Here is a 16,548-nt window from a genome sequence, read left to right as displayed (position 1 = left end):
GGCTTGCTCCCCGGCTGGCCTGCACCAAGTATAGAGCGCTTTAGAGCCTGCTAAGGCGCGCGTAATCTGCCGCTGACAGGGTCTCCGGGCGCGCCTTTGCGTCGATGCCGGCGGAACTGATCGCCGCCTCGTCCAGCAGCCCCGCGAGCGCGTTCTTCAGGGTCTTGCGCCTGTGGCTGAAGGCCTGGGTCACGAGCCTGGCGAAGCGCGCCGGATCCGGGAGCGGGAAGGGCGGCTCGGCATAGGGCACGAGCCGGACGAAGGCGGAGTCCACCTTGGGTGGCGGACGGAACGCGCCCGGGCCGATGCTGAACAAGGGCTCTACCCTGCAGCGCGCCGCCAGCATCACCGTGAGGCGGCCATACTCCTTGCCGCCGGGTTTCGCCGCCATGCGCTGCACCACTTCCTTCTGCAGCATGAAGTGCATGTCCTTCACGCAATCCGCCTGTTCCAGGAAGCGGAACAGCAGCGGGGTGGAGACGTTGTAGGGCAGGTTGCCCACGAGGCGCAGCTTCGCGCCGGCCGGCGCCAGCGTGGCCAGGTCCACTTCCAGCGCGTCTCCCTGCACGATGGTGAGCTTGCCTTTGCTGCGGGCCGCGGCCTCGAGGTGCGGGATCACATCCCGGTCCAGTTCCACGGCGGTGAGCGCACCGGTCCGCTCCAGCAGCGGCAGGGTGATGGCGCCGAGGCCGGGCCCGATCTCCACCAGCGGCTCGCCGGGTTGGGGCGCGATGGCGGCGAGGATCTTCCCGATGATGCGTGGGTCGTGGAGGAAGTGCTGGCCGAAGCGCTTGCGCGGGATATGGTGCATCAGCCGTGCCGCACCATGGCGGCGGCGGTCTCCAGCGCCGCCTCCAGGCTCGCGTGCTCGGCGAGGCCGGTTCCGGCGAGCTCCAGGGCGGTGCCATGGTCCACGGAGGTGCGCACGATGGGCAGCCCGAGGGTGATGTTCACCGCGTGGCCGAAGCCGGCATATTTCAGCACCGGCAGGCCCTGGTCGTGGTACATGGCCAGCACCACGTCGATGCCGCCCATCCGTGCCGGGTTGAACGCGGTGTCGGCCGAGACCGGTCCGGTGATGCGCATGCCCTGTGTCCTGAGCGCCTCGCAGACGGGTTGGATCACTTCCAGTTCCTCGCGGCCGAGGTGGCCGCCCTCGCCGGCGTGGGGGTTCAGCCCCAGCACCAGCACGTGCGGTTCGTCCAGGCCGAAGCGGGCCTTGAGGCCTGCGCGCAGGGTGGCGAGGGTCGCAGTGAGGCCCTCGCGGGTGATGGCATCGGGCACTTTCCGCAGCGGCAGGTGGGTGGTGGAGAGCGCGACACGCAGGGCGCCGGCAGCCAGCACCATCACCACGTGCGGCGCATGGCAGCGCGCCGCCAGGAACTCGGTGTGCCCGGTGAAGGGGATGCCGGCATCGTTGATCGTGCTCTTCTGCACCGGTGCCGTGACCAGCGCGTCGAAACCGCCCTGCAGGCAGGCATCGGTGCCGCGCTCCAGCATCTCGATGACGTAGGGAGCATTGATGGGGTCGGGCTTGCCGGCGGTGCAACGGGCACGCAGCTTCACCGGCAGCACGCGCATGCGGCCCGCCTGCTGGGGCGAGGGCGCGCGCGGGGCGGCGATCTCGATGTCGAGGGGAAGCCCTAAGGCCGCGGCGCGGGCCTTCATGAGGTCCGGGTCGCCGAGCACGGTGATGTCCGCAGCATGAGCCTGCTGCGCGGAGCGGATGCAGATGTCTGGCCCGATCCCCGCGGGTTCACCGCTGGTGAGTGCGATGCGGGGGAGGGCGCTGTCCATGGAGCCTCACTGGCCCAGGTGGTACTCGATGAAGGCGGTGTCCTTGATCTCGCTCAGCCACTGCTGGATCACTTCCTCGGACTTGCGCGCGAAGATCGCCTCGTAGGCGCGGTTACGGCGGCTCGCGTCGGTCTGGTCCGCCTCGCGCCGGCCCAGCACCTCCACCACGTGCCAGCCGAACTGCGACTGGAACGGAGGGCTGAGCTCGCCGGGCTGCAGCTTGTCCATGGCGGCCTGGAACGGCGGCACGGTCGCGCCCGGATCCAGCCAACCCAGGTCGCCGCCCTGCTTGCCCGAGCCCGGGTCGTCGGAGTTGGCGGCGGCGAGCTTGGCGAAGTCGGCGCCGGCCTTGAGCTGCTGGTAGAGGTTCTCGATCTTCGCCTTGGCTTGCTCCTCGTTCAGGATCGCGCTGGTGCGCACCAGGATGTGGCGGGCATGGGTCTGGGTCACCATCACCTTCTGGTCCGAGCTCTTCACCTCGAGCAGCTTCACGATGTGGAAGCCGCTCGCGCTCTGCACCGGCTCGGAGAAGTCGCCGGGTTTCATCTGCTTGACCAGGGGTGCGAACAGGGTGGGCAGTTCCGAGGCCTTGCGCCAGCCGATGTCGCCGCCATCGAGCGCCTTCTGGCCCTCGGAGTAGGCGACCGCGGCGGCCGCGAAGTCGGTGCCGCTCTTGAGCTTCTGGTACACCACGTCGATCTTCTTGCGGGCCGCGGCCACGTCGTCGGAGGTGGGGTTGAACGGCGTCGCCACCAGGATCTGCGCCACGTGATACTGGGTCTCGGTGTCGCCGCTGCCCTGGTCCAGGCGCATTTGGTCGTCGATGTCCTGCTGGGTGATGCGCAGCTGGTCGCTCAGAATCTGCTGCTCGAGGTTCTGGATCACGATCTGGTCGCGCAGGTCCTTGCGGAACTGGTCGTACTGCAGGCCTTGCTTGCTGAGCTCGTCCGGCAGCTTGTCGAGGGTGACGCCGGCGCGGGCCGCGATGCGGCTCAAGGCCTGGTTCACCGAGTCATCACTCACGGTGACGCCGCGTGTGGCCGCCTGCTGCAGCTCGATGCGGGTGACGACCATCTGGTCCAGCACCTGCTTCTGCAGCACATCGTGCGCCGGCAGCGGGGTATTGTGAGCCAGGATCTGCTTCTCGGCCTGGGCCACCTGTACGTCCAGCTCGCTCTTCAGGATCACGTCCTCGTTCACCACCGCGGCCACGCCGTCCAGCAGCGTGCCCGGGGCTTGCGCGCTCGGCACCGCGGGGGCGTCGTGCACAGGGACAGACACGGCGGCAGGCGGAGGCGGCGGCTCGCTGGCACAGCCCGCCAGCGCGAGCATGAGGATGGCGGACAGGGAAATCGTGGCGCGCGGCGCGCGGCGGTGCGTCGTGGGGTTCATTGAGTGCCTGGCAGCTCTTCCGGCTGGAGCGGTTGATCGAAGTCGTTGTCCGAGTACCCTAGGATACCACGCCGCAGCAGCGCATCGAGATGCCGGCCGGCAGTGCCGAGGCCCTTGAGCTGGAGCTGGAAGAAGAACACGTTGTCATAGGACTGGTTCGGCATCAGGAAGTGCCGGTGCACGACCTGGAAGTTCCAGCAGCAGTTGTCGTACTCGAAGCCCCACAACTCCTCCAGGTTGACGTGGTTGACCACGTCATAGGTCCAGCGTCCCACCCAGCTCCAGGCGCCGGCCAGCGGCCAGGCGAATGAGAAGTCGGTCTGCTTGAGGTTGGGGCGGCGGAACTGGTAGCCGATGTTGATCACCTGGTGGTAGCCGGGGTGGTACTGCAGCAGTACCGCCGCGAGGTCGGTCTGGCGAGTGGCCGGGTTCCACAGCTGGTTGTAGCTCGCGCTCCACATCTCGTTGAAGTCGTAGAGTACGTCGCCCACCACGTCCGAGAACAGGGCGGTGGCGGGCGGGGTGCCGGGACCCAGCTGAACGCGCCGGTCGCTGAAATAGCGGATCTGGCCCACGTCCGCCTGGAGCACCTGCGCGCCGGTGAGCGAATCCAGGAAGCGGGTGGTGAGTGCGTAGCTCACCTGGTTCGCGTCGCCTTGGCGGTCGGCGCCGTAGAAGCGGTTGTCGCTGAACAGCTGCAGGTAGCTGAACTCCGGCTGCAGCGCGTCGAACACCGGGATCTGGCTCTGGTCCCGGTACGGCACGCGCAGGTAATAGAGGCGCGGCTCCAGGGTCTGGGTGTAGCTCTCGCCCTCCCGGTCGAAGAACAGGCCGGTGTCGATGTCGAAGATCGGCAGCGAGCGCGACAAGTGCCGGTCGCCGACCGTGATGGTCGGCTGGTGGAACGGCGTGAAAGTGTCGCTGGTGAGGTCGTAGTCCGTGACGCGCCAGGCCAAGGTGGGCGTGAAATAAGCGGCGGCACCGCTGATGGGCAGACTCATGGAGGGCTTGAGGTCAGTGCGCCAGGTGCCGATGCGTTGATCGCGCTGGAAGCGCACCGCCTCGCCGTACAGGCGGTACTGCGGGCCGCTGATGTCCTGGTTGTTGCCCCAGTCGAACACCACCTGCGGCAGGCGCCGGTAGGTGTAGCGCTCGGGCGGCAGGTGCGGATTGAGCACCTGGAAGTCCTCGAACTGGCTCATGAACAGCCAGTCCGCTTCGTCGTCGTAGGTGTAGCGCAGGTGCCGCGGAAGGGTCACGGTGGAGTTGGTGGAGAGCTGGCTGCCGAGCTCGTGGAAGTACTTGTAGTCGGACACCCAGTTGTAGAGGGCGTTGACGTTGTTGAACTCGTCGATGTCGGTGTCGTTCTTGAACGCCAGCTGGCTGCGCTCGCGGTCCGCCACCTGGTCGTGGGGAAGGTAGTCGCCGTAGATCATGCCCCGGTTGTACTGGGTGAGCCAGCGCGCTTCGGCGCCCATGTCCAAGCCGCGCTTGGTGATGATGCGGGGGAACAGTGTCACGTCGTAGTTGTCCGCCAGGTTCAGGTAGTACGGCGCGTTCAGCTCCACGCCGTTGATGACGTCGAAGCTGAAGTTGCCGCCGAGGAACCCCGACTTGCGGTCGTCGGTGAGCGGGAAGTTCAGGTACGGCGTCCAGAAGATCGGCATGCCCAGGAAGCGGATGGTGACGTCGTAGGCTTCGCCAGTATTGGTGCTGGTGTCGAAGTTCATGCCCGGCGCGCTCAGCATCCAGTCGACGTTGCCGGCCGGGCAGGTGGTGTAGGTCGCGCCTACCAGCTGGCTGTGCGCGTCATCGATGGAATTGAACAGCGCGGCGGTACCGTGGCCGTTGCGTTGCGGCATCAGGAAGTCCGCGTCCTTGAAGCTGCCGTTGCCCTTGCCGGTGTCGTACACGCCCGAGGGACTGGTGAGCATCATGCGCGGGCTGGCGTAGCCCACGCCCTCGTTCACCAGCGCGATGCCGGTATCGCTGTCATAGGTCATCTTCTGGGACGTCACCCGCCGGTCGCCCTGGTCCAGCTGCACGTTGCCGCTGATGAGCGAAGCGCCGTTCTCGGCGGCCTCGATCTGGTCGCCGACGATGAAAGAAGGCTGCTGGTTCGGCGGCAGCGCATGGTCGAGCTGCAGCACCGGCGCCGGCGGGAACGCGGGGCAACGCCCCCACTTGTCCCGGGCGAACGGCGAGAGCATGCAGTTGGGCTGGTCCCGGAGCGCGGGCATCAGCACTGGATCCATGCCGGGGGACTGGCTCTCGCAGCTCTGGGGCTTGGGGCGGAAGGCGCGGGCCATGAGCACCGCGGCGGAGGTGGATGAGGGCGGTGCCAGGGTCGTGGCCGCGGGGGGCGCCGGAGTGGCGCTCGCCGCCGGCACGGGGTCGGCGGAAGCGGAGGCGGCCATGAGCAGCGCGGCGAAGAAGAGGGGCGCTCGAGCTGCCTTCACCCGCGGGCTCCTGATACCGTGCCGTGACGCGGCGTACAATCGCACACTTTGACGGTGCCCTCAAACCAGTGGAGTAGGGGTTTGCAGCCGGATCGCCAGCAACAACTCACGGCCTGGGTCGCCGCCGCCCTGGGGGTGCCGGACCCGGTCCTGGAACCGGCCTCGGCGGACGCCAGCTTCCGGCGCTATTTTCGCACGTCCACCGGCGGCCGTTCATACATCGTGATGGACGCGCCGCCGCCCCAGGAGGATTGCCGGCCGTTCGTACGCATCGCGGCCCTGTTCAGGGACGCCGGCGTGCACGCGCCCCAGGTGCTGGCACAGGACCTGCAGCGGGGCTTCCTGCTGCTGGACGACCTTGGCCGGCAGACCTACCTCGATGTGTTCAACGCCGGGGATGCCGACGCGGATGCCCTGTTCGACGATGCCCTCACGGCCCTGGTCCGCTGGCAGCAGGCCAGCCATCCCGGGCTGTTGCCGCCTTATGACAGGGCGCTCTTGCACCGTGAGCTCATGCTTTACCCCGACTGGTATGTGACGCGCCACCTGCGGCTGGAGTTGACCTCCATGGAGCAGATGACGCTGATGGATGCCTTCAGGCTGCTGGAGGACTCGGCGCTGGCCCAGCCGCAGGTCTACGTGCACCGGGACTACATGCCGCGCAACCTCATGCTGAGCACGCCCAACCCAGGGGTGCTCGATTTCCAGGATGCGGTGTACGGGCCCCTCACCTACGACGTGGTGTCGCTGTTCAAGGATGCTTTCCTGTCCTGGCCGGAAGAACGGGTACAAGGCTGGCGCCGGCGCTACCGGGAGAAGGCTCTCGCGGCTGGCCTGCCGGTGCCGGAGCAGGCTGAGTTCGAGCGCGCCTGCGACTGGATGGGCATGCAACGCCACCTCAAGGTGGTGGGCATCTTCGCCCGCATCCGCTACCGGGACGGCAAGCCTCACTACCTGAAGGACATCCCGCGCTTCCTGGGCTACCTTCGCCAGACGGGAAGCCTATATAAGGAGTTCACGCCCTTGCTGCGGCTCCTGGATCACCTGGAGAAGAAGGCGGAAGAGGTGGTAGAGCTTTGAAGGGCAAGCCGTGCATTTGCGCGAAGCATCGCTTCGCGCCGGCGAGCGACCCGACATGGGCTTGCCGCATCGCGGCAAGCGGGCAGGCAGGACGCCTGCCCTGGTTCGCGCGCGGCGCAGGAAGCGCAGCGCGGCGAGCGGGGCTGGAAGGCGCACCAGGGATGGTTAGCACATGAAAGCCATGATCCTCGCTGCCGGAAGGGGCGAACGTCTCCGCCCTCTCACAGACACCACGCCCAAGCCCCTGTTGGAAGTTCAGGGGAAGCCGCTCATCGTGCATCACCTGGAACGGCTGCGGGATGCGGGCTACACCCATATCCACATCAACATCTCCTGGCTGGCGGACAAGGTCCAGGCGGCGCTGGGAGACGGCGGCCGTTACGGCGTGCACATCCACTACGCCTACGAGGGGCCTGAACCCCTTGAGACCGGCGGCGGCATCTTCAACATGCTGCCGCAGCTCGGCCGTGAGCCCTTCCTGCTGGTGAACGGCGACGTCTTCACGGATTTCCCCTTCGAGAACCTGAAGCACCGTCTCAAGCCGGATTTTCTCGCGCACCTCGTGATGGTGCCAAACCCCAACCACCATCCGGCGGGGGACTTCCACCTCTCGCCCGCGGGGCACCTGCGGCTCGAGGGCGAACCCAGGCTCACCTACAGCGGCATCGGCGTGTACAAGGCGGAGTTCTTCAAGGACTGCCGCGCCGGCAAGTTCCCGCTGCTGCCGCTCTTCAAGGAAGCTATGCGCATGGAAGCCCTGGGCGGTGAAGCTTACACCGGTGTTTGGTCGGATATAGGCAGGCCAGAGGAACTGGACCGGTACAAATGAAAAGCGGCCCGCAGGCCGCTTTCAACACCTGGAGGTTGGTCGGTCTATGAGGCCTGCTCGTGCAGCACTTCCTCCGCCTGTTTGTCGGCGTGGTAGGAGGAGCGCACCAGCGCGCCGCTGGCCACGTGGTCGAAGCCCATCTCGAGTCCGCGCCGCTCGATCTCCTTGAACTCGTCCGGCGCCACGTAGCGCACCACCGGGTGATGGAACTTGCTGGGCTGCAGGTACTGGCCCACGGTGAGCATGTTCACGTTGTGCTCGCGCAGGTGCTGCATCGTCTCGAACACCTCGTCCATCTCTTCGCCCAGGCCCAGCATGATGCCGGACTTGCTGGGCACGCCCGGATGGGCTTCTTTGAACCGCTTCAGTAGCATCAGGGAGTGGGCGTAGTCGGAACCCGGGCGCACCTCGCGGTACAGGCGCGGCACGGTCTCGAGGTTGTGGTTGAACACGTCGGGCGGCGCCTCGTGCATGAGCGCCAGTGCCACGTCCATGCGGCCGCGGAAGTCAGGCACCAGCACCTCGATGCGGGTCTCGGGGGAGCGGGCGCGGATCTCGCGGATGCAGGACACGAAGTGGCCGGCACCGCCGTCGCGCAGGTCGTCCCGGTCCACGGAGGTCACCACCACGTATTTGAGACCCATGGCCTTGATGGTGTTGGCGAGGTTGACGGGCTCCTCCGTATCCAGGGGCTTGGGGCGGCCGTGACCCACGTCGCAGAAGGTGCAGCGGCGCGTGCAGACGTCGCCCATGATCATGAAGGTGGCGGTGCCCTTGCCGAAGCACTCGCCGATGTTTGGGCAGGAAGCCTCCTCGCACACGGTGTGCAGGCGGTTGTCCCGCAGGATCTTCTTGAGGCGCGCCACCTCGGGCGTCGCCCAGCTCTGCACGCGGATCCAGGAAGGCTTGCGCAGCGGCGTGACCGTGGGCTCGATCTTCACAGGGATGCGCGCCATCTTCTCCTGGGCGCTCAGCTTCACGCCGGGCTCGAGGCCGGGCTTCGGTTTGGCGGAGGAATCTGACATGGAGGCCTTGGGTTCAGGCGCCCGCGCGGGCGGCCAGGGGGACGCCATTATATCTCAGGCGCTCCAGCAGGGCTGGGGCGAGGTCCTCTGCGACGCGTCGCACGCTGTCAGGGCCGCCCAGCGCGCTCACCTGGGTCATCTCCAGCCCCACGTAACCGCAGGGATTGATGCGCCGGAACGGTTCCAGATCCATCGCGATGTTGAAGGCGATGCCGTGGTAGCTGCAGCCGCGGCGCACGCGGATGCCGATGGAGCAGACCTTGCGGGCATCCACGTACACGCCGGGTGCGTCGCGCCGGCCGCGGGCCTGGATGCCGTAGCCTTCCAGCGTGTCGATCACGCTGTTCTCCAGCGCCTCCACCAGCGCACGCACTCCGAGCTTCATACGCTTCAGGTCCAGCAGCGGATAGACCACGAGCTGCCCCGGGCCGTGGTAGGTGACCTGGCCGCCGCGGTCGATGTGCACCACCGGGATGTCGCCGGGGGTGAGCACGTGCTCCATCTTGCCGGCGAGTCCCAGGGTGAACACCGGCGGGTGCTCCAGGAACCAGATCTCGTCGGGTGTGTCCGGGCCGCGGGCGAGGGTGAACTCCTCCATGGCGCGCCAGGTGGGCACATAGTCCACTTGGCCCAGGTGCCTGATGACGGGCGGCCTCATAGGGCCATCAGCACCAGATGGTGCGCCGAGAGGTCCCGGTAGAGGGCGTCCAGCTGTTCACGGCTCTGGGCCTCGATGGTGACAGTGAGGGATACGAAGCGGCCTTCCTTGCTGGGCTGCTTCTTCACCGGTAGCTCGCTCAGGGGCGCCACATGGCGCGCCAGGATCTCGGCCACGGCGTCGTGGAAGCCGGGCTCGTCCTTGCCCATGATCTTCACCGGGAAGGTGACGGGGAACTTGAGTGGCGATCCCTGCTCCATCAGCCGCGCCGCTCGCTCTTGTGCTCCTGGAACAGCGCGTACATGCGCTGCCAGTAGACGCCGGGCTGGCCGCCGCCGGCGGGCTTGCCGTCGATCTCGGTGACCGGATAGACCTCCCGCATGGAGCTCACGAACCAGACTTCCTCTGCGCGGTGCAGGGCAGCCTCCGGGATGGGTCCACGCCGCACCGGCATGTGGATCCGTTCGGCCAGCATCAGCACCACGTCGCGAGTGATGCTGGGCAGGAGCTCGGGACCGTCCGGCGGCGTCACCAGCACGCCGTCCTCGACGATGAGCAGGCCGCTGGAGGTACCCTCGGTGGCATGGCCATCCCGCAGCAGGATGCCCTCGTGGCAGCCGCGTTCGGTTGCCTGCTGGCGCAGGAGCACGTTGCCGAGCAGCGATGTGCACTTGATGTCGCAGCGCTGCCAGCGGATGTCAGGCAGCGTGACGGCGCGGGCACCCCGGGTCTTGAGCTCCTCGGAGAGCGGCGCCAGCGGGGAGCACATGGCGAACACCGTGGCGGGGATCACACCGGGGAAGCTGTGGTCGCGCCCCGCATCTGCGCCGCGGGAGACCTGCAGGTACACGGCGATATCGCCGCCGCCGTTACGCGCCACCAGCTCCTCCAGCAGCGTGGTCCAGCGGGCATCATCGTGGGGGTTCTCGAGGCGGATGCCGTCCAGGCTGTACTGCAGGCGCTTCAGGTGTGCCGGCAGGTGGAACAGGCGGCCGGCGTAGGCGGGGATCACCTCGTACACGCCGTCGCCGAACAGGAAGCCCCGGTCCAGCGGCGAGATGTGCGCTTCGTGCAGGGGCAGCAGTCGTCCGTTCAGGTGGACGGTGGGCAGCGGTGCCGCCATGTCACTTCTTCTTGGCGAACCAGAGGCGCACGCTGTCCCACAGGCGGCGGAAGATATTGCCCTCCGGCACCGCCTTGAGGGTGTAGACCGGCACCTGGGTGAGCAGCCGGCCGTCCACGGTCACGTTCAGCATGCCCACCTGGGCATGGTCCGCCACCGGGGCGACGAGCCCGGCGCTGGACTGCACCGTAGCCTGCATGGCGCCATAGGCCCCCTTGGGCAGGGTCACGTACATGTCGCGCGCGAGGCCCGTGCTCACCTCCGGCTCCGCGCCCTTCCATACCTTCACGGTGGAGACGGGCGTGCCGGCGGCGTAGAGCTTGCGGGTCTCGAAGAAGTTGGAGCCGTAGTTGAGCAGCGTCTCGGCGTAGCGGGCGCGTTCGGGACGGGTCTTGGTGCCCATCACCACCGAGATCAGGCGCAGGTCGCCGCGGGTGGCGGTGGCGATCAAGCAGTAGCCGGCGTCGTCGGTGTCGCCGGTCTTGAGGCCGTCCACGGAAGGGTCGGTGTAGAGCAGGTCGTTGCGGTTGCCCTGGCTGATCTTGTTCCAGAGGAAGGTCTTCTGGGAGAAGTAGTGCAGGTACTCCGGGAACTCGGTGATGACGGCGCGCGAGAGCAGCGCCAGGTCGCGGGCGGTGCTGTAGTGGTCCTTGTCGTCGGTGAGGCCGGAGGCGTCGATGAAGTGGGTGTCGCGCATGCCGAGCTTCTCGGCGTACTGGTTCATGATCTGCACGAACGCGTCCTCGGTGCCGCCCACGCGCTCCGCCAGCGCCACGGTGGCGTCGTTGCCGGACTGCACGATCATGCCCTGCAGGAGGTCGTCGATGCTGACTTGGCTGCCGAGCTTGGCGAACATGCGTGAGCCTCCCATCTTCCAGGCGCGCTCGCTCACGGCGGCGGTGTCGTCGAGGTGCAGCACGCCATCGCGCAGCGCATGGAACACCACGTAGGAGGTCATGAGCTTGGTGAGGCTCGCCGGCTCGCGGTGTTCGTCGGCATTGGACGCGGCAATCACCTGCCCGCTATGCGCATCCATGAGCAGGTAGCTCTTGGCGGGGAACTGCGGCGGCGCCGGGATAGGCAGCGCGGCGGCGGAGAAGCTGATGCAGGCGAGGAGGCAAGCGAGCAGGAACTTGGATCTCAACGGACACCTCGGTGGCGCGGCAGGCGGTGTGACATATGCTGCACCGCGATTACGGCGCACGGCGACAGATTTTACCCGTTTGCCAGGGGGCCTGCAGTGTGATGCCCGTCAGGGGATGACGATCTGCGCGTTGGGGAAACCCAGGCCGGCGAGCTTGGACGTCAGCGCATCCACCGCCGCCACGTCCGCCAGGGGTCCGACGCGGACCTTGTAGAGGGTGCGGGCGCCGTCGCTGACGGGGAGGATGAAGGCATGGTCCACACCGCCGGTGCCGAGCTTGGCCACCGCGGCATCGGCATTGGCGCGCTCGCCGAAAGCACCCACCTGCAGGTACATCTGCGGCGCCCCGGCAGCCGGGGCCGGAGCGGTGGAGACGGCGGGCGGCAGCGCGGTCACGTCCACCGCCGGGGTCGCCGGCGCGGTGACGGAGGGCGGCGGCAGGTCGCCGGATCCGATGGCCTGCACGTCCACCATGGCGGTGCCGGCGCCCAGCATGTCGAGCTTGGACGCGGCGGCGTAGGAGAGATCGATGAGCCGGTTCTCCACGAACGGGCCGCGGTCGTTGATCTTCACGATCACGCTCTTGCCGTTCTTGAGGTTGGTGACACGGGCATAACAGGGGATGGGTACCACCTTGTTGGCGGCGGTCATGGCGTACATGTCGTAGGTCTCGCCATCCGAGGTGCGTCCGCCGTGGAACTGCATGCCGTACCAGGAGGCGATGCCGCGGTCGTGGTAGCCCTTGCAGGCGGGCACGAGCGTGTAGGTCTTGCCGAGCACGGTGTAGGTGGATGGGTTGCCGTAGCGGCTGGGCGTGTCGTCGCCCGGCACCGCGTCCGGTACCTTGGAGACGTCCACCGGGTGGTCGGGGCCATAGTCGCCGCTCGGCTTGGCCGGCACGGCATCGGGTGCGTTGGGTGCTCCCCAGGGGCGCGTGTCCCGCGGTTGCTCCGGGAACTGCGCGCACGCGAAGACCGTCAGCAGGAGGAGGAAGCCTCCTATGTCACGGCGGCGCATCGTGGCCCTCGATGGCGCGGCGCTCGGACACGGCGTTCGCGAGCTGGATCACCGCCATGGCGTAGAGCGGGCTCTTGTTGTACTGGGTGATGACGCGGAAGTTGTGCAGGCCCACCCAGTAGCGCACCTCGTCCTGCTCCTGCAGCGCCACCAGCACCGCCTCGGCGTCGTCCGGGATGCCCTCGCTCAGGATGAGGCCGGCCTTGCGCAGCGCCCCGACGGTGGTGGCGACCGAGGACTCCGGCGCCGGCACGTCCTTGGGCAGGGCGGCGGGCACCACCGTGAGCTCGTTCTCGCGCCAGCCGTGCTGCTGGAAGTAGTAGGAGACGCTGCCGATGATGTCCGCCCAGTTGTCCCAGATGTCGCGCTGGCCGTCACCGTCGAAGTCCACCGCGAAGCGGCGGAAGCTGTCGGGCATGAACTGGGGCGCGCCCATGGCGCCGGCGTAGGAGCCCATGGGTTTGAGCGGGTCGAAGTGCTGCTCGCGGCACATCACCAGGAACTGCTCCAGCTCGCCCTGGAAGAAGGGGCTGCGCTGCGGGTAGTCGAAGGACAGGTTGGTGAGGGAATCCATCACCGGATAGCCGCCGTGCTGGCGGCCATAGAAGCTCTCCACGCCGACGATGGCGACCACGATGTCGGAAGCCACGCCGTAGAGGTCCTCGGCCTTGCGCAGGGTCTGGGCATGCTGGTCCCAGAACGCGGCACCGCCGTCGATGCGGGCGTCCGTCACGAAGATGGACTGGTACTGCCACCACGGTTTGGCCTCGGCGGGGCGCGTGATGGCGGCGATGATGGTCTGGCGCGGCTGCACGCCTGCGAAGGCGCGCTCCACCCAGGCCCGGTCGAAGCCATCCTTCTGCACCACTTGGTCCACGAAGGCTTTCACTTCCGGGCGCGCGAGGTAGCTGCCGGCGGCGGGGGCCGGGGGAGGGGCGGCGGGGGTGACGGGGCCGTGGGCGCAGGCTGAGAGCAGCAGGAGGGCGGACAGGAGCGGGAGCCGGAGCTGCTTCATCAGGATGACACCAGCTTGCGGTGCGAGTGGATGCTCATGAGGATACCGAATCCGGCCATCAGGGTCACGGTCGAGGTGCCGCCGTAGCTGATGAGCGGCAGCGGCACGCCCACCACCGGCACGATGCCGGAGACCATGCCGCTGTTGATGAAGACGTAGGTGAAGAACGCCATGGTGAGGCTGCCGGCGGTGAGCCGCGAGAAGGTGTCCTGGGCGCGCATGGCGATCACCAGCGAGCGGCCGACGATGAACGCGTAAAGGGCGATGAGCCCGAGCGCGCCCATGAACCCGAACTCCTCGCCCAGCACCGCGAAGATGAAGTCGGTGGAGCTCTCCGGTAGGAAGTCGAGCTGGGACTGGGTGCCGTGCAGCCAGCCCTTGCCGAACACGCCGCCCGAGCCGATCGCGATCTCCGACTGGATGATGTGGTAGCCCGCGCCCAGCGGGTCGCGCTGCGGGTTCAGGAAGGTCAGCACCCGCTCGCGCTGGTAGGCGTGCATGAAGTGCCAGAGGATGGGCGCAGCCACCGCCAGCATCAGGAACATGATCAGGATCACGCGCCAGCGCAGCCCGGACAGGAAGATGCCGAAGGCGCCGGCGCTCATGATGAGCAGCGCGGTGCCGAGGTCCGGTTGCACCGCGATCAGCCCCATGGGGACCGCCACGATCAGACCGAGTATCGGCAGCTGCCGCCAGTCGGGGGGCAGCGGCTTGTCGTGCAGGTACCAGCCCACCATCATCGGCACCGCGATCTTCATGACCTCGGATGGCTGGAAGCGCACCACGCCGAGGCTGAGCCAGCGCTGCGCGCCGCGGCCGATATGGCCGGAGTGCAGGGTCCAGGCCAGCAGGATGAGCCCCAGCGCGAACAGCCAGGGCGTCCAGATGCGCAGGAACTGCGGTGACATCTGCGCCACCAGCAGCATCACGCCGAAGGACAGCGCGAAGCGCTCGGCCTGCCGGTAGACCACGTCGATGTCCTGGCCGCTGGCGCCATAGAGGATGGCGAGACCGGCGCCGCAGACCATGAGGATCGCCGTCAGCAGCGGCCCGTCGAGGTTGAGCCGGCGCAGCAGCTGCTCGCCGAGGCTGAGTTCCCCGGTGGACTGGTATCCCGACGATGACGGAAGGTCGCGGCTCATGGCTTGGGCGGGGCCTCGGTGCCCTGGTTCAGAAGATACGCGTCCATCACCTGGCGCGCCACCGGTGCGGCCACCGCGCCGCCGCCGCCACCGTGCTCCACCAGCACCGCCACCGCGATGCGCGGCTGCTGCGCCGGCGCGAACGCGATGAACAGCGCATGGTCACGCAGTTCCTTGGGCACGCCTGACTGGTCCTCCTCGCCGAACACGCCGAGGCGCTTGGCGTGCACCTGTGCGGTGCCGGTCTTGCCGGCGATGGGGTACTTGGCGCCATAGCTGATGCGCACCGCGGTGCCGTAGCTCACCACCTGGGTCATGGCCTTGATGATGAGGTCCCAGGCGCCGGGCGTGTTCACCACCACCGGGGGCAGCGCCTGCGGCGCGGTGTCGCTGATCACGCCGGAGAGGGGGTCGCCCACCGAGTGCAGGACGTGCGGCGCGAAGCGCTGGCCGTGCACGGATAGGGCGGCGGTGGCCTCGGCGAGCTGCAGCGGCGTCGCCAGCATGTAGCCTTGGCCGATGCCGATGTTGACCGTGTCGCCCTGGTACCAGGGCTGGCGCGTGGCGCGGCGCTTCCACTCCGGCGAGGGGATCAGTCCCGGCAGCGCGCCTCCGAGGTCCACGCCCGGCGACTGGCCGAGGCCGAAACCGGTCAGGAAGTCGTGCACGCGGTCCACGCCGAGCTTCAGAGATACCGTATAGAAGTACACGTCGCAGGATTCGGCGATGGCCTTGGTGAGGTTGGTCTCGCCGTGGCCGCCCTTGCGCCAGTCGCGGTAGGGGTTCGGGTTGCTGGGCAGATAGAAGTAGCCCGGGCACATGAGGTTGGCGAACGGGTTGACTACGTTGTAGTTGAGCGCGGCGAGCCCCAGGAACGGCTTGATGGTGGAGCCCGGCGGGTACTGGCCGCGCAGCGCGCGGTTGAACAGCGGCTGCGAGGGGTCTTTCTGCAGCAGGTCGTACTCGTCGTTCTCGATGCCGCCGATGAACAGGTTGGGGTCGTACTCCGGCTTGCTCACCAGCGCCAGGATCTCGCCGGTGTTGGGGTCGATCGCCACCACCGCGCCATTGTTGTCGCCGAGAGCATGTTCCGCCACCGCCTGCAGCTTCACGTCGATGGAGAGGTAGAGGTCGCTGCCCGGCACCGGCGGCGTGTAGGGCCCTTTGTTGACGGGCCGGCCCTCGGCGGTGACTTCCATCTGACGTATGCCCACCGAGCCGTGCAGCTGCTTCTCGTAGGCGTACTCCACGCCGATCTTGCCCACCTCGGAGGTGCTGATGTACTGCTCCGGGTCGAGGTGCTGCAGCTCATCGGGGCTCACGAGGCCCACGTAGCCCACCACGTGCGCCGTGAGCTCGCCCTGGGGGTAGAAGCGCGAGAGCGTGGCCTTGATGTCGACGCCGGGGAAATCCTGGCGCTGGGAGGCGAAGCGGCCGATCTCCTCGTCCGTGAGCTCGGTGCGCAGCGGCAGCGGCTGGAACGGGTGCTTGCTCTTCAGCAGTACGTTGAAGCGCTTGAGGTCACCGGGCCTGAGTTCCACCACCTTGCCGAGCGCGTCCAGTGTGGCCTTCAGGTCCGGCACCTGCTCGGTCACCACATCCAGCTCGTAGCTGGGCCGGTTCTCCGCCAGCGGCACGCCGTTGCGGTCGAAGATGAGGCCGCGCGGCGGCGTCACCGGTTCCGCGCGCAGGCGGTTGCCTTCCGACAGGGTGACGAAGTGGCTGTAGTTGACCATCTGCAGGTAGACCAGCCGGCCCAGCACCACCATGAACAGCAGCAGCGCGATGAGGCCGACCACGAGGGCGCGCACCCGGAACAGGTGCTGCTCCAGCCATTCGTTGCGTATGCGGATGCGGGGCATGGGCT

General features: G+C 67.7%; 15 protein-coding genes. 2 read left to right on the top strand and 13 right to left on the bottom strand.

Translation table 11 applies throughout. From position 1 onward, the window contains the following. Window positions 1–40 precede the first annotated feature (40 nt). From rsmA to lptD, 4 genes are read right to left on the bottom strand one after another with little or no spacing between them, the layout of a single operon-like run. Entirely contained in the window at window positions 41–811 is a 771-nt protein-coding gene (gene rsmA / locus VF651_11395; GenBank protein HEX7966304.1) for a 16S rRNA (adenine(1518)-N(6)/adenine(1519)-N(6))-dimethyltransferase RsmA, read from the bottom strand. Then, entirely contained in the window at window positions 811–1,797 is a 987-nt protein-coding gene (gene pdxA / locus VF651_11390) for a 4-hydroxythreonine-4-phosphate dehydrogenase PdxA (GenBank protein ID HEX7966303.1), read from the bottom strand. The genes rsmA and pdxA overlap by 1 nt, the downstream gene beginning before the upstream one ends. 6 nt (window positions 1,798–1,803) lie before the next feature. Continuing rightward, the gene (locus tag VF651_11385) at window positions 1,804–3,189 is read right to left on the bottom strand and encodes a peptidylprolyl isomerase (GenBank protein ID HEX7966302.1); all 1,386 of its coding nucleotides are present in this window, start codon (window positions 3,187–3,189) and stop codon (window positions 1,804–1,806) included. After that, entirely contained in the window at window positions 3,186–5,648 is a 2,463-nt protein-coding gene (lptD, locus tag VF651_11380) for an LPS assembly protein LptD (GenBank protein ID HEX7966301.1), read from the bottom strand. The genes VF651_11385 and lptD overlap by 4 nt, the downstream gene beginning before the upstream one ends. A gap of 129 nt (window positions 5,649–5,777) precedes the next feature. On the opposite strand from lptD, the gene VF651_11375 reads away from it, so the two are divergent. Continuing rightward, complete coding sequence (locus VF651_11375; protein ID HEX7966300.1) at window positions 5,778–6,728, top strand: phosphotransferase; 951 nt, start codon at window positions 5,778–5,780, stop codon at window positions 6,726–6,728. A 172-nt stretch (window positions 6,729–6,900) separates the two neighbouring features. Beyond that, complete coding sequence (locus VF651_11370; GenBank protein ID HEX7966299.1) at window positions 6,901–7,557, top strand: nucleotidyltransferase family protein; 657 nt, start codon at window positions 6,901–6,903, stop codon at window positions 7,555–7,557. 44 nt (window positions 7,558–7,601) lie between these two features. Here the strand turns inward: VF651_11370 and lipA are convergent, their stop codons facing one another. From lipA to mrdA, 9 genes are all read right to left on the bottom strand, one after another. Then, a complete protein-coding gene (gene lipA / locus VF651_11365) occupies window positions 7,602–8,582 on the bottom strand; it encodes a lipoyl synthase (protein ID HEX7966298.1) in 981 nt (326 codons plus the stop codon). 13 nt (window positions 8,583–8,595) lie between these two features. After that, complete coding sequence (lipB, locus tag VF651_11360) at window positions 8,596–9,240, bottom strand: lipoyl(octanoyl) transferase LipB (protein HEX7966297.1); 645 nt, start codon at window positions 9,238–9,240, stop codon at window positions 8,596–8,598. Then, window positions 9,237–9,500 carry a DUF493 domain-containing protein gene (locus tag VF651_11355; GenBank protein HEX7966296.1) on the bottom strand — a complete coding sequence of 88 codons (264 nt, stop codon included), beginning with the start codon at window positions 9,498–9,500 and terminating at the stop codon, window positions 9,237–9,239. The genes lipB and VF651_11355 overlap by 4 nt, the downstream gene beginning before the upstream one ends. Continuing rightward, window positions 9,500–10,363, bottom strand: coding sequence for a D-amino acid aminotransferase (locus tag VF651_11350; protein ID HEX7966295.1), 864 nt, complete (start codon window positions 10,361–10,363; stop codon window positions 9,500–9,502). The genes VF651_11355 and VF651_11350 overlap by 1 nt, the downstream gene beginning before the upstream one ends. A 1-nt stretch (window position 10,364) precedes the next feature. Continuing rightward, on the bottom strand, window positions 10,365–11,507 hold the full coding sequence (locus VF651_11345; GenBank protein ID HEX7966294.1) for a D-alanyl-D-alanine carboxypeptidase family protein: 1,143 nt from the start codon (window positions 11,505–11,507) through the stop codon (window positions 10,365–10,367). A 108-nt stretch (window positions 11,508–11,615) separates the two neighbouring features. Next, window positions 11,616–12,524 (bottom strand): septal ring lytic transglycosylase RlpA family protein, encoded by a 909-nt coding sequence (locus VF651_11340; protein HEX7966293.1) that lies wholly within the window; start codon window positions 12,522–12,524, stop codon window positions 11,616–11,618. Continuing rightward, complete coding sequence (mltB, locus tag VF651_11335) at window positions 12,511–13,539, bottom strand: lytic murein transglycosylase B (GenBank protein ID HEX7966292.1); 1,029 nt, start codon at window positions 13,537–13,539, stop codon at window positions 12,511–12,513. The genes VF651_11340 and mltB overlap by 14 nt, the downstream gene beginning before the upstream one ends. Continuing rightward, window positions 13,539–14,681, bottom strand: coding sequence for a rod shape-determining protein RodA (gene rodA / locus VF651_11330; GenBank protein ID HEX7966291.1), 1,143 nt, complete (start codon window positions 14,679–14,681; stop codon window positions 13,539–13,541). The genes mltB and rodA overlap by 1 nt, the downstream gene beginning before the upstream one ends. Next, window positions 14,678–16,543: a penicillin-binding protein 2 gene (gene mrdA, locus VF651_11325; protein HEX7966290.1), complete on the bottom strand. Its 1,866-nt coding sequence runs from the start codon at window positions 16,541–16,543 to the stop codon at window positions 14,678–14,680. The genes rodA and mrdA overlap by 4 nt, the downstream gene beginning before the upstream one ends. Window positions 16,544–16,548: the final 5 nt, after the last annotated feature.

This window comes from Gammaproteobacteria bacterium, from assembly GCA_036383255.1.
GTDB lineage: Bacteria > Pseudomonadota > Gammaproteobacteria > Natronospirales > REEB76 > DASUBN01.
Note: the sequence above shows the minus strand (reverse complement) of the source record. Positions and strands in the feature narration are given on the sequence as shown.